Genomic DNA, 13,117 nt, shown 5'->3' with positions numbered 1-13,117 from the left:
TTTTTTGTGCGCTGCATTTTACAGCGCGGGCAATAGAGCGATATTTGATCGATTTTGCAAGTCATTATCAATTATGCAGAGCTGATATGCAGTGCTGATTTAAGAGCAAAACACTTTGACTTGATGGGAGTGCGGCGTAAATTTTAAGCGCCTTGCACGTTTGGAACAGGCGATATTCGTTATTCGGCAATTGACAGTGCGCGGGGGGGCTCTTATTCCAACATCATGACAAATATGCTTGCCATTGCGATTGCCCAGCTCAACCCGATTGTCGGTGATGTAACCGGGAACCGGGACAAGGTTGTGGCGGCCTGGGAAACTGCGGCTGATCAGGGCGCGGATATCGTTTTGTATTCTGAACTGGTTCTGTCGGGCTATCCGCCCGAGGATCTGGTGATGAAGCCTGCGTTCATGCGCCATTTGCGCGACGCGGTCGATGCGATTTGTGCCCATACTGCCAAACGCGACAATGGTCCGGCATTGCTGTTGACGACACCATGGGACATTGATGGCACACGCTTTAATGCAGTTCTTCTGATCGAGCGGGGCAAGATTGTTGACGTTCGGGCCAAGCAGGACCTGCCGAACTATGGCGTGTTTGATGAAAAGCGCGTCTTTGCCGCCGGTCCCATGCCCGAGCCGATTTCATTCAAGGGCGTCAAAATTGGTGTGCCAATCTGTGAAGATGTCTGGACGCCCAATGTGGTGGCCCATCTTGCCAAGGCGGGAGCCGAGATTTTCCTTGTGCCCAACGGATCACCGTTTGAAGCCGACAAGGGGGGCTTGCGTCGTCAACTGATTGCAGACCGCGTCGGTGAAACCGGCGCGCCGATGATCTATTGCAACGAAGTGGGTGGTCAGGACGAGCTGGTTTTTGATGGCGGCTCGTTTGGTTTGAACGGTGATGGATCGCTTGGCGTGGCTTTGCCGTGCTTTGCCGAGGGGGTTGTCACATCAAACTGGGTCAAGGGTGATGATGGCACATGGGCCTGCGCATCCGATGCGCCCAAGGTCGCACACCCGACCGGCCTTGATGCGATTTATCAGACCCTTGTTCTGGGCTTGCGTGATTACGTCAATAAAAATGGCTTCCCCGGTGTTGTCATTGGCATGTCGGGCGGGATCGACAGTGCGTTGTCGGCCGCGGTTGCGGTTGATGCGCTGGGACCTGATCGCGTGCGGCTGGTGATGATGCCGTCACCTTATACCTCGGCCGATAGCCTTGAGGATGCAGAGCTGTGTGCCAATATGCTGCGAACCGGGATCGAAAGCATTAATATCGGTCCGGCAATGGGCGCGTTTGATCAAATGCTGGCCCCTGCATTTGAAGGGCGTGAACCTGATATTGCCGAAGAAAACATTCAGGCCCGGTCGCGCGGGATGATCCTGATGGCGATTTCAAACAAGTTTGGCCACATGGTGCTGACGACCGGTAATAAGTCGGAAATGTCGGTCGGCTATGCCACGCTGTATGGCGATATGTGCGGTGGCTATTCTGTTTTGAAAGACCTTTATAAAACGACCGTGTTTGACCTGTGCCATTGGCGCAATGAAAATACACCGGCTGGTGCGATGGGCCCGGATGGTATGGTGATCCCCGAACGGATCATTACCAAGCCGCCATCTGCTGAATTACGGCCGGACCAAAAAGACGAAGACAGCCTGCCGCCTTATGATGTTCTTGATGATATTTTGCATCAGATGATTGAAGGTGAGCGGTCTGTACGCGATATCGTGGATAGCGGTCATGACGAGGCGACTGTACGCCGGGTTTGGCGATTGCTCGATCGGGCGGAATATAAACGCCGTCAGGCCCCGCCGGGGGTCAAGATTACGCCGCGCGCCTTTGGCCGTGACAGACGCTATCCTATTACAAATGGTTTCACGAACCTCGTGACCTGAACCACTTGAACTGAAAAGTTTGAAATGACAAAACCTGTCCTGCGATTTGCACCCAGCCCGACCGGGCTTCTTCATGTCGGGAACGCCCGTGTTGCCCTGATGAACTGGCTTTATGCCCGTAAATCGGGCGGCGAATTCATCCTGCGGTTTGATGACACCGATCCGGTTCGCTCCAAGGACGAATATGTCGACGCCATCCGCGAAGACCTTACGTGGCTTGGCATTGATTGGGACCGCGAAGAACGCCAGTCCCTGCGTCAGGATAAATATGACGCGGCGATTGCCGACCTTAAAAAGCGTGAATTGCTGTATCCGTGTTACGAAACCGAAGGCGAACTGAACTGGAAACGCAAGGCCGCCCGCCAGCGTCATCAGGCGTTTATCTATGACCGTAAGGCATTGACGCTAAGCGATGATGAAATTGCCGCGCTGGAAGCCGAAGGGCGCAAACCACATTGGCGTTTCATCCTGACCGACGGCATGGTCGAATGGGATGATTTGGCACGCGGCGTTTGTTCGTTTGATACCGAACATGTGTCGGATCCGGTTTTGATCCGTGAAGACGGGTCGTTGCTGTATATGCTTGGTTCCGTGGTGGATGACCTTGAAATGGGTGTTTCCCACATCATTCGCGGCGAAGATCATGTGACCAATACCGTGTCGCAGATTTTGCTGTATCTTGCACTTGGCGGGAAACCGGGTGCGCTTGAATTTGCCCATATGCCGCTTTTGGCGGGGCCAGGTGGGTCGCAGCTTTCAAAACGTCTTGGCAGTCTGTCGCTTCGTGAATTGCGCAATGACGGGTTTGAGGTCGAAGCATTGGTCGGTCTTTTGACCGGCCTTGGCGCGTCCGATAAAATCGAACCGGCAAGTCTGTCTGAAGTGCTTGAGAAATTCGATCTCGATCATTACGGGCGTTCAACCCCGAAATTCGATCCGGCTGAATTGGCCAGCCTGAATGAAAAAGTCATTCATGACATGTCGTTTGAAGCCGCACGGCCCAAACTGATTACTGCGGGCATGGCAACCGCCGATGAGACGTTCTGGAACGCGGTGCGTGGCAATTGCTGGCGCGTGTCAGAGGCACTGGAATGGTGGGATGTGATCCATCAGCCCGTGGTGCCGGAAATCGACGATAAAGATGCCGAGTTCTTAAAACAGGCGGCTGACCTTCTGCCGGAAGGCGCGCTTGACGGGACGAGCTGGAAGTCTTGGACGACTGCGGTAAAGGATGCGACTGGACGTAAGGGCAAGGAATTGTTCATGCCGCTGCGTAAGGCGCTGACCGCACGTGAACATGGCCCGGAAATGTCGACCATGCTGGTTCTGATTGGCGGGGATAAAGCACGTAACCGGCTGTGTGGGAAGGCGGTCTAAGCATTCTGCTTTGATCGCCGATAAATGCCTGCATTTAACCCGACACCACAGCCAAACGGACAATTATAATGAACAAGACCCTTCGTATCTTTGACACGCTCACCCGTGAAAAACAGGTGTTTGAGCCGATTGACGCCAATAACGTGCGCCTCTATGTGTGCGGGCCGACGGTGTATGATTACGCCCATGTTGGTAATGCGCGCCCGGTTGTTGTGTTTGATACGCTGGTGCGTGTTTTGCGCCATATCTATCCAAATGTGACCTACGTTCGAAACGTTACCGACGTTGATGATAAAATCAACGCGCGCGCCAAAGACAGCGGCGAGACGATTTCTGACATCACCAAACGCACCCATCAGGCCTATCTTGATGACATGGGGGCCTTGAACGCGGCCAAACCCGATATCGAACCGCGTGCGACCGAACATATCGCTGAAATGATTGCCATGTGCGAAAGCCTGATCGAACAGGGCTTTGCCTATGCCGCCGAAGGACATGTTCTCTTTTCGGTCGATAAGTTTGATGACTATGGCAAGCTGTCGCGCCGTGATCGTAAGGAAATGATCGCCGGTGCCCGGGTTGAAGTCGCGCCGTACAAAAAAGATCCTGCGGATTTCGTGCTGTGGAAGCCGTCCGAAGACGACATTCCAGGCTGGGAAAGCCCATGGGGCCGGGGGCGTCCGGGCTGGCATATTGAATGCTCAGCCATGTCGACGCGCTATCTCGGTGAGAATTTCGACATTCATGGCGGCGGATCGGACCTTGTGTTCCCGCATCATGAAAACGAATTGGCGCAAAGTTGCTGTGCCAATCAGGGGTCGAGCTATGCCAAATACTGGATGCATAACGGTCACCTGATGGTTGAAGGCGAAAAAATGTCCAAGTCCTTGGGCAATTTTGTCACCGTGCATGAGTTGCTTGAAAGCTGGCCGGGGGAAGCGATCCGCCTTGCGATGATCGGCACCCATTATCATCAGCCGATCAATTGGACCGAGGACAACCTGCGTCAGGCCAAGGAATCGCTTGATCGGTTCTATACAGCATTGCGTCAAAGTGCAGATGTGACCCCGGAAGATATGCCGGTACCGCGTCTGTTCCTTGAGGCGCTGTGTGATGACCTCAATACCCCACTGGCGATTGCCGAATTCCACAATCTGGTGACCCGGTTCAACAAGGCGGAAAAGAAATACGAGCGTGCGGAAGCCAAGGGCGAGATTCTCGCCGCGGCCAAGTTGCTTGGTATTTTGGAAGCCGACCCGGAAGATTGGTTTACCGGCAGTGCGGGCGAAGACGAAGCCGCCGAGATTGATGATCTGATCAATCAGCGTGCGGATGCCAAGAAGAACAAGGATTTCGCAACCGCCGATAAAATCCGCAATGATTTGCTGGCACGCGGCATTCTGCTGGAAGACTTCAAAGATGGCACGAGCTGGAAACGCGTTTAAGCATCCGGGCTTTCTGAACTGACATACGTAAGGCCGCAGCTTCTTGCTGCGGCCTTTTGTGTTTGCTATGTGATGAGCGCGCTTGGTTCAGGCGGCTTCAGCATCGATTACGTCAAAGCATTCCTGCGCGGCATTCAGTCCGTTAATGGCAGCGGGGAGACCACCGTAAATGGCCATCTGCCATATGGCTTCGATAATCTCGGTGCGCGAAGCCCCGGCTGCCAGTGTATGCCGGATATTGACCTGAAGTTGCGGGGCGGTTTGGCCGCCAAGCACGGTCAGGGCGGAAATTGTGCACAGTTGCCGGGTTTTCAGATCAAGCCCCGGACGGGCGTAATGACGGCCATAGGCCCATTCGACAAGGCTTTCGGCAAAGTCGGGAACCTGCGTGTCATACTTTTCAGCCAACTGGCCTTCAAGCGTTGGGTTCAGGGTCGCAACGATGTCACGGCCGGCATCAAGGGCGGATTTTTGGGTGGTCATTTTCGGGGTCCTTTTAACGGGGTACCCGTCGTGTCGTAACTGGCGATTTTGGCATCGAGGACGTCAAGCGTTTCGGTCAAGCTGATTACCCGCTTGGCCAGTGCATCACGATAGGTTTGAAGCAAACGGCGGCGGGCTTCGATGGTGCTGTCACCTTCTGTGCGCAATCGGGCATACAGCACCCGGTCACGGATCGGCATGCCCAGATCCTTTAAACGGCTCAGAAATTCAAGCCACCGCAGAACATCATCGTCATAAGACCGTCGACCACCTCCGTCGCGATGCGACGTTGGCAGAAGGCCGATCTTCTCGTAATACCGCAGGGTGTGAACAGAAAAACCGCTTTTCTCTGCCACTTCGCCAATCATCATGACGGTCACCTTTTTGGTTGGGTTTGTTCAATCCTGCATCAGGCTAGGGGCTAGAGCGTGCTCTAAGTCAAGCATTAATCTGTACTCGTCTGGTGTCGCATCAGCAGTTGGCATTGGTACGTATTATGCAAGGCGGTTTTTCCGTGTGGTTGCGTATGGGCAGATTTTTGCCCAATTCATGTGGATGATGGTGAACAAACAGTAAGACAGGATGGACCATGTCTGAAATTGATCGTCGAACATTTCTGAAATCTGCCAGTGCGTTAAGTGCCTTGGGCGCTGCGACGGCGCTTGGCGGGGCGGGCCCGCTGTGGGCGCAAACAATTGCCGGGCAAAAACGCCCCGATGTGATCCGCAAGGCGATTGCGTCAACCGGTGAAGAAATTCCGGCGGTCGGACTGGGCAGCTGGATCACCTTTAATGTCGGCAATGATATGGAACTGCGTGATCAATGTGCGGACGTGATGTCCGCCTTCTTTTCTGCAGGCGGGCGGATGATTGACAGTTCCCCGATGTATGGATCGTCGCAGGATGTTATCGGCTATGGGCTTGATAAGCTCGGTGCCCGCGATCAGGTCTTTTCAACCGACAAGGTTTGGACGTCGGGCGACGGGATGGAACAGCTTGCCCAGACCCAGGAACGCTGGAACATCAAAAGTTTCGACCTTTTGCAGGTACATAACCTTGTTGGCATAAACGAAAACCTGCCGCTTTTGTTCAAGCTGAAAGACGAAGGATTGCTGCGCTATGTCGGTGTGACCACATCGCACGGACGGCGCACCGAGGATGTGATGGCGGTGATGAAGAACGAACGCCTTGATTTCGTGCAGGTTACCTACAACCCGATTGACCGCGATGTCGAAGAATACCTGTTGCCGATGGCTTATGATCGCGGCATTGCTGTAATTGTGAACCGTCCGTTTCGGGGCGGTAGCCTTGTTGAGAAACTCGAAGGTGAGCCGCTGCCGGAATTTGCCGCTGAACTTCAGGTGCAAAGCTGGGCGCAGCTGATTTTGAAATATCTGATTGCCCATCCGGCGGTGACCTGTCCGATCCCGGCCACCACCAAACCGGCGCACGCAGCCGAAAACATGCGTGCGGCGACCGGGCTTTTACCCGATGACAAAATGCGCGAACAGATCGCGGCCGTGATCGGGGTTTTAATATGAAGGGGGCACGGTCATGAGCGAATGGTGGAGCTATGGCTTGGCCGATTTCCTGCTGTTTTCGCCACGGGTGTATTTCCGGCTGTTTGAAACGATGAATACAACATGGGGGCTGGCGGTGGTATCGGCCCTTGTTGCCGGGGTCATCGCGGCGGGTTTGGCAATGCGCCATGGCCATCGCGGCAACCGGGTTATTCTGGTGGTGCTGTCGCTGATATGGGCATGGGTAAGTTACGGTTTCATGTGGCAATATTATCAACCGATCAACTGGGTTGTGCCGTATGTCCTGCCCGGGTTTGTCGCGGAGGTCGTGCTTTTGGCAGTTTTTGCCGCACGACCGTTGCCGTTGCGGTTTGGCTGGCGCGGGGACTTTTCATCCGTGGTCGGGGCCGCGTTTATCGGCATTGCCTTGGTGGTCTATCCGTTTGTCGGATTGTTCGAAGGACGGGACCTTATGCAGGCCGAGCTATTTGGCAGTGCGGCAGATCCAACAGCCCTTGGCACGCTTGGTTTTGTTTTGATGGCACGCGGTACCTGGCGATGGCTTTTGGTGCCGGTTCCTTTGATCTGGTGTTTGATTGCCAGTGCCACGTTGTGGGTGATGGATCAGGAAATTGCCATCGTCCCGCTCGTTGCGGTTTGGCTAACGGTCTTTTGCTGCTGGCTCGATCTTAAAAACGGGGTAACGACCCGGCGAATGACGCAGGCAGAACTGGTTGAACCCACTGATTAATTACTGTGTTGTAGGTTTGTATTATCGGTTGATCAAAAGCCCGATGCCGATCATGGTGAACAAGACGCCAAGCAGTCCGTTGAGCCATCCATAACTCAACGATCTGGCGCCACTGTCATGCGTGAGAGGGCATTCGATGTTTAAGGTTTTGTCTAGTGTCTGGGCGCTTTTGTTTGGGATCGTCCTGATCATGCTGGGCAATGGCATGCATTCGACCCTTATCGGTGTCCGTGGCGGGATCGAAAACTTTTCCTCAGCAGAACTGGCCATTGTCACATCGGCCTATTTTGCCGGATTTTTGTCGGGTGCGCGCCTGACGCCGTTGATGCTGCGCCGTGTGGGGCATGTGCGTGTTTTTGCCGCCCTTGGCAGCTTCATGTCGGCGGCACTGATTGCCTTCCCCTTATTGACGGAGCCATGGGCGTGGACGCCGCTTCGCATTCTTGTCGGGTTTTGCATGTCGGGCATCTATGTCACGGCGGAAAGCTGGCTTAATGATGCTGCGACCAATGAAACACGCGGTAAGGTTCTATCGGCCTATATGATTGCGCAGACGCTGGGAATTATCGGCGCACAGGGGCTTTTGACACTGGGTGATGCCGCGACATCGGTGCTGTTTATTGGGGCCTCAATCCTTGTGTCGGTTTCTTTCGCGCCGATCCTTTTGTCGGTATCCTCGGTTCCGGTGACCGAGGCCGCGAAGGCAATGCCATTACGTGAATTGTTTGTCGAGGCACCGCTGAGTACTGTCGGGATTTTCCTGCTGGGCAGTGTGTATGCCACGCAGTCGGGCATGGGGGCCGTTTTTGGCACCAAGATTGACCTGACCACAGCACAGATCGCGTTGTTTATCGGGATGCTGTTTGCGGGGGCGTTGCTGTTTCAATATCCCATCGGCTGGTTGTCGGACCGAATGGATCGGCGCAAGCTGATCTTTGGTGCGGCGTTAATGGGAGGGATATCCTGTGCACTGGGCTGGATGGCCGGCGATCAGCTTTGGCCCCTGATGGCCGCGGCATTCTTTGCCGGCGGGATGACAACGCCGCTTTACGCATTGTTCTTGGCCTACACCAATGATTTTCTGACGCTTGAGGAAATGCCAGCCGCGTCTGGGGCGCTGGTTCTGACCTTTGGCATTGGGGCCATTTCGGGACCGCTTGTCACCGGTTGGGCGATGCAGCAGTTTGGTCCATATGCATTCTGGTTGGTGCTTGTCGTAACATTTGGCGCCATTGCGCTTTATGCGCTCTATCGCATGACCAAGCGTGAGGCGATCCCGACTGACGAGACCGAAAGTTATCTGGGCGTGTTGCCAACAGCGTCGCCGATGGCTGTGGAAACCGCAGGCGTGTGGGCCGCAGAACAGGCTGAAGCAGAAGCGGACGCCGAAGCCGAAACCGAAGCTGAAACCGAGAAAGAAGATCCGGCGCGGCCCTGACGCCAACTTTATCGGTTAAACAGTAACCGGATGCCGACCACGGCAAAGAAAACGCCAAGTACTCCGTTGATCCATCCGGCGGCACGCCGGTAAATCGAAATCGCCGGCGCGGTTGAAAAGGCTGTGGCATAGATCAGATGCATACAGGTTGAAATCATCCCGCACCCGATCACGATGGCAGCCCCCACCCAAAGCGGCGCACCATGGGTAAAGCCGATTGAAATGATCGCGATCCAGGTCAGGATCGCCTTTGGATTGGTAAGATGCAGGGCCAGCCCGCGCAGGTAATAGCCTTTGCGTGTGATTGGATCGCTTACCGGAACATCATCATTTGCACTGGCGGGAACGGGTTTGCGAAAGGCCGTGCGAAACGCCCTATACGACATCCACAGCAAATAAAGCCCGCCAAAAATACGAATGGCGGTCATCGCATCGGCATAGGCCGCCAAGACCGCAGATAACCCGGTCAGGGTTAAAAGGCCGATGGAAAAGGAGCCGGTGCCGATGCCCAAGGCGAAGCTTTGCCCGGCCAGCCGTCCGCGATCAAGTGAAACACCCATCAGTCCAAGCAAGGCCGGTCCGGGGCTGATGACACCAACAAGCAAGGCAAGGTAGGATAGCAAAATACCGGGCAGGTATTGTGTGATTTCAGTAAGCTCAGGCATAGGGGCGTTCCTGTTTAGCGGTGGTGGCAGAGAAAAGTTACTTCACCTTGAAAAGACTGTCGATGGATACAAAAAATCCCCGGTGACAAAGCCGGGGATTTTGAGTTTTGTTGTCGTCGATGTATTACCGAACCGTCTTTCTAAATTCATACGTTTTCGTCGGCCTCTGCATCAGCAAGAATCTCATCGCCCTGACGGGCAATTTCGCTCAGCGCCTGTTCGAAGACTTCTGGCGGGTGGCCACCGGAAATGGCGAACTTGCCATTAACCACATAGGTCGGCACCGAACTGATGCCGGCATTGCCGAATTCTTCTTCCTCGGCGCGAACTTCTTTGGCGAACTCGTCACTCGCCAGAATTTCAGCAGCACGTTCCGGCGAAAGGCCGACTTCTTCGACGGCACGGTTTAGAACGCCATGATCGCCCGGATTTTCGGCATCTTGGAAGTAGGCCGTGAACAAGGCCATTGTCAGCGCGGTTTGTTGGCCGCTTTTGCCTTCTTTCCCTGCCCAATACAGCAGGCGGTGGGCATCAAAGGTATTGTAGATGCGGCTGTCGGAGCTGAAATGGATCGGGAAGCCGACATTTTCGCTCATCATGGTGATGCGGTCACGATTGTCTGTGCTTTGATCGGGCGTGAGGCCGTATTTTTCGGTAATATGCTCGGACAGGTCCTGACCTTCTGGCGCCATGTTCGGGTTCAGCTCGTACGGGTGCCAGCGGACTGTGATGTCAACTTGCTCATCCAGCCGCGCAACGGCTTCTTCGAGGTTTTTATAGCCGATAATGCACCATGGGCAGACCACGTCCGAAACAATGTCGATCTGCAGGGGGATGGTGTCAGTCATGAATTTGCCTTGCGTTATGAAACCGTGTGATGGTCCATCACATAATCGCTGTGACAGCAAACGCAAGAACAGATCATCCATCACATAACAGAAAAAATGTCATCTTCCTGTCGGGCGCACGTCATGGGCCGCACATAAATGATCAAAAACGGTGGTGTCGCGAGGAGAGGTGAAGCGCGTCCAATGGCGTAGGCTTGCTTAGTGGGCGTTTTCGTTTGGCTGACGGCGTGCGTGATCAACCATATATTCGGCAAAGGTTTCCAAAATCGGGCATGACCAGTCGGCACGGGTTTTTTCCCCGTCACGTTCCCATTCGCCGTACCAGCGTTGGTCAATGTCGCGGAAAATGGTGTAATGGGCAAACCGGTCCGTTGCCGTCCAGCAGTTTTTACCTGATCTTTCCCAAGTAAGCCCTGCAAGCATCATGACGTCGATGCCGGTGGTGGCTTTCAATGCCATGGCGTTTGTCCTTTGACAGTGGATGGTTACATCAATTGGTGGAGCAGCAACCAAACACTTTGCAATGTATGGTAGAGTTAAGCATTGAATAAGGAGGGGCGCAACAGTCCAAGGGGACAGGTTTGCTATCCTAAAGAGGGGTATTTTCACCGAAATGAGTGGAAAACGGCTCTGATTGTCGGATTTGCGTAATGCTGTTGCGCTGATGGCGCTTTTCCGGCAATTTGCCTGACTCGCCGGGACCGGTCGGTTTCTGGATTCGAAAGACTACGATCAGTTGGAATGAATATGTCAGACAAGCGCGTCTATCTTTATGACAGTACCTTGCGTGATGGGCAGCAAACCCAGGGCGTGGATTTTTCGACCGCGGATAAAACCGCAATTGCCAAGGCGCTGGACGAATTGTCGATTGACTATATTGAAGGTGGGTGGCCCGGGGCCAATCCAACGGACGATGCATTCTTTGCCAATCCGCCGAAATTGAAAAATTCCAAGCTGACGGCCTTTGGCATGACGCGCCGTGCCGGTCGATCTGCGTCGAATGATCCGGGGCTTGCGTCTTTGGCGCAGAATGCACCGATTGTCTGCATGGTCGGGAAAAGCTGGGATTTTCAAGTGACCGAGGCCTTGGGCATCGAACTTGATGATAACCTTTCGATGATCGCGGATTCCATCGCACACCTTAAAACCAAAGTGTCCGAAGTGATGTTCGATGCCGAGCATTTCTTTGATGGGTATAAAGCCAGCCGCGACTATGCGTTATCGGCAATCAAGGCCGCCTATGAGGCCGGGGCACGCTGGGTTGTTTTGTGTGACACCAATGGTGGCACGCTGCCCGACGAGATTTTTGACATCGTGACCGATGTTTGCAGCCAGATCCCCGGTGCCCATGTTGGTATTCATTGCCACAATGATACGGAAAATGCGGTGGCCAATTCACTGGCCGCCGTCCGTGCCGGCGCGCGTCAAGTGCAGGGAACGTTGAATGGATTGGGAGAACGGTGTGGCAATGCCAACCTGATTTCGATCATTCCGACCCTGATGCTTAAAATGGGATTTGATGTTGGTGTTTCCAAAGATCAACTGACCCAGTTGCGCCGGATTTCGCATATTCTTGACGAACGGTTGAATCGCGAACCAACCCGTCAGGCTGCCTACGTTGGGGATAGTGCCTTTGCCCATAAGGGCGGGTTGCATGTGTCCGCGGTTGAAAAGAACCCGGCCTGTTACGAGCATGTCGAACCTGAACTGGTTGGCAATCAGCGCCATATTCTGGTGTCGGATCAAGCAGGGCGATCAAACATTCTGGCGCGGTTCCGTGAAATCGGGGTGGATGTCGATCCGAAATCCGAAGCGGTCGGCAAGCTGGTTGAAAATGTCAAACAGCGTGAATTTGATGGCTATGCCTATGATGGGGCCGAGGCAAGCTTTGAACTTCTGGCGCGCAAAGCCATGGGTGAGCTTGACCGGTATTTCCGCGTCACATCATTTAGGGTGATTGATGAACGGCGCTGGGGCGATGAGCAGGACGATCAGGTCATCACCATGTCCGAAGCAACCGTAAAGGTCGTTGTCGGCGATGATCAATTCATGTCGGTCGCCGAGGGGAATGGCCCGGTCAACGCCCTCGATGCAGCCCTGCGTAAGGTGCTTTTGACGGTGCCAGAATATCGTGACGCGGTCGAACAGATCGAGCTGATTGACTATAAGGTCCGCATTATAACGCGCGGTGATGGTACGCGTGCGGTAACGCGTGTGATGATCGAAAGCCGCGATGCGGAGGGCAATAATTGGGCTACCGTTGGTGTTTCAACCAACATTATCGAGGCGTCCTATAACGCGTTGCGTGATTCAATCACCTATAAGCTGTTTAAATCAGGCGTGCGCAGCCAGCATGGTTAAGCGGTCAATGATTTGGTTTGTGCCGTCCTAAAATACGTTGACGGTTTTCAAGGAGCCAGCGGATATCGTCCGCTGGCTTTTTGATGCACTTGTTCTGGTGTTTGCATCGCCAGTGCGAAGTGCGGTCGCATGGTATTGTATGTCTGTATGGCCTCCTTGACCAGTTGCCTGAGATCTTCGAATGTCTTGCAGCGGTGAAACAGGAATTCCTGTTTGAGAATGCCGTTGATGCGTTCGGCCAGCGCGTTCTGATAGCAATCATATCCATCTGTCATCGACGGAGTGATCCTGTGTTTGCGCAAGACAGATTGATAGCAGCCAGAGCAGT

13 protein-coding genes are annotated in these 13,117 nt (G+C 54.1%); 7 read left to right on the top strand and 6 right to left on the bottom strand.

All coding sequences use genetic code 11. The features are described from left to right. The first annotated feature begins 225 nt into the window (after positions 1 to 225). The 3 genes from K355_RS0120455 (at position 226) to cysS (ending at position 4,724) form a co-directional block, all read left to right on the top strand. Entirely contained in the window at positions 226 to 1,902 is a 1,677-nt protein-coding gene (locus K355_RS0120455) for an NAD+ synthase (RefSeq protein WP_022734032.1), read from the top strand. 24 nt (positions 1,903 to 1,926) lie between these two features. Further along, complete coding sequence (gene gltX / locus K355_RS0120450; protein ID WP_022734031.1) at positions 1,927 to 3,279, top strand: glutamate--tRNA ligase; 1,353 nt, start codon at positions 1,927 to 1,929, stop codon at positions 3,277 to 3,279. Between the two features lie 68 nt (positions 3,280 to 3,347). Next, positions 3,348 to 4,724 (top strand): cysteine--tRNA ligase, encoded by a 1,377-nt coding sequence (cysS, locus tag K355_RS0120445; RefSeq protein WP_022734030.1) that lies wholly within the window; start codon positions 3,348 to 3,350, stop codon positions 4,722 to 4,724. Between the two features lie 87 nt (positions 4,725 to 4,811). Here the strand turns inward: cysS and K355_RS0120440 are convergent, their stop codons facing one another. Continuing rightward, the gene (locus tag K355_RS0120440; RefSeq protein WP_022734029.1) at positions 4,812 to 5,207 is read right to left on the bottom strand and encodes a carboxymuconolactone decarboxylase family protein; all 396 of its coding nucleotides are present in this window, start codon (positions 5,205 to 5,207) and stop codon (positions 4,812 to 4,814) included. Next, complete coding sequence (locus K355_RS24880; RefSeq protein WP_022734028.1) at positions 5,204 to 5,578, bottom strand: MerR family transcriptional regulator; 375 nt, start codon at positions 5,576 to 5,578, stop codon at positions 5,204 to 5,206. The genes K355_RS0120440 and K355_RS24880 overlap by 4 nt, the downstream gene beginning before the upstream one ends. A 218-nt stretch (positions 5,579 to 5,796) precedes the next feature. On the opposite strand from K355_RS24880, the gene K355_RS0120425 reads away from it, so the two are divergent. The 3 genes from K355_RS0120425 to K355_RS0120415 all read left to right on the top strand — a co-directional run bounded on the left by K355_RS0120425 (position 5,797) and on the right by K355_RS0120415 (position 8,915). After that, positions 5,797 to 6,747, top strand: coding sequence for an aldo/keto reductase (locus K355_RS0120425; protein WP_022734026.1), 951 nt, complete (start codon positions 5,797 to 5,799; stop codon positions 6,745 to 6,747). Between the two features lie 13 nt (positions 6,748 to 6,760). Then, positions 6,761 to 7,477, top strand: coding sequence for a DUF6064 family protein (locus tag K355_RS0120420; protein WP_022734025.1), 717 nt, complete (start codon positions 6,761 to 6,763; stop codon positions 7,475 to 7,477). 136 nt (positions 7,478 to 7,613) lie between these two features. After that, the gene (locus tag K355_RS0120415; protein WP_022734024.1) at positions 7,614 to 8,915 is read left to right on the top strand and encodes an MFS transporter; all 1,302 of its coding nucleotides are present in this window, start codon (positions 7,614 to 7,616) and stop codon (positions 8,913 to 8,915) included. 8 nt (positions 8,916 to 8,923) lie between these two features. On the opposite strand, the gene K355_RS0120410 is transcribed toward K355_RS0120415, so the two are convergent. The 3 genes from K355_RS0120410 to K355_RS0120400 form a co-directional block, all read right to left on the bottom strand. Next, positions 8,924 to 9,580, bottom strand: a complete 657-nt coding sequence (locus tag K355_RS0120410; protein ID WP_022734023.1) for a LysE family translocator — start codon at positions 9,578 to 9,580, stop codon at positions 8,924 to 8,926. Positions 9,581 to 9,726: 146 nt separating this feature from the next. Further along, complete coding sequence (locus tag K355_RS0120405) at positions 9,727 to 10,428, bottom strand: DsbA family oxidoreductase (RefSeq protein ID WP_028791811.1); 702 nt, start codon at positions 10,426 to 10,428, stop codon at positions 9,727 to 9,729. Positions 10,429 to 10,626: 198 nt separating this feature from the next. Beyond that, positions 10,627 to 10,887, bottom strand: a complete 261-nt coding sequence (locus tag K355_RS0120400; RefSeq protein WP_022734021.1) for a hypothetical protein — start codon at positions 10,885 to 10,887, stop codon at positions 10,627 to 10,629. A gap of 288 nt (positions 10,888 to 11,175) precedes the next feature. On the opposite strand from K355_RS0120400, the gene cimA reads away from it, so the two are divergent. After that, on the top strand, positions 11,176 to 12,789 hold the full coding sequence (gene cimA / locus K355_RS0120395; protein WP_022734020.1) for a citramalate synthase: 1,614 nt from the start codon (positions 11,176 to 11,178) through the stop codon (positions 12,787 to 12,789). A gap of 47 nt (positions 12,790 to 12,836) precedes the next feature. Here cimA and K355_RS0120390 read toward each other — a convergent pair. Next, the coding region (locus tag K355_RS0120390; protein WP_022734019.1) for an integrase core domain-containing protein at positions 12,837 to 13,117 on the bottom strand (281 nt) is incomplete at its 5' end.

The organism is Thalassospira lucentensis MCCC 1A00383 = DSM 14000, assembly GCF_000421265.1.
Classification (GTDB): Bacteria; Pseudomonadota; Alphaproteobacteria; order Rhodospirillales; family Thalassospiraceae; genus Thalassospira; species Thalassospira lucentensis.
Note: the sequence above shows the minus strand (reverse complement) of the source record. Positions and strands in the feature narration are given on the sequence as shown.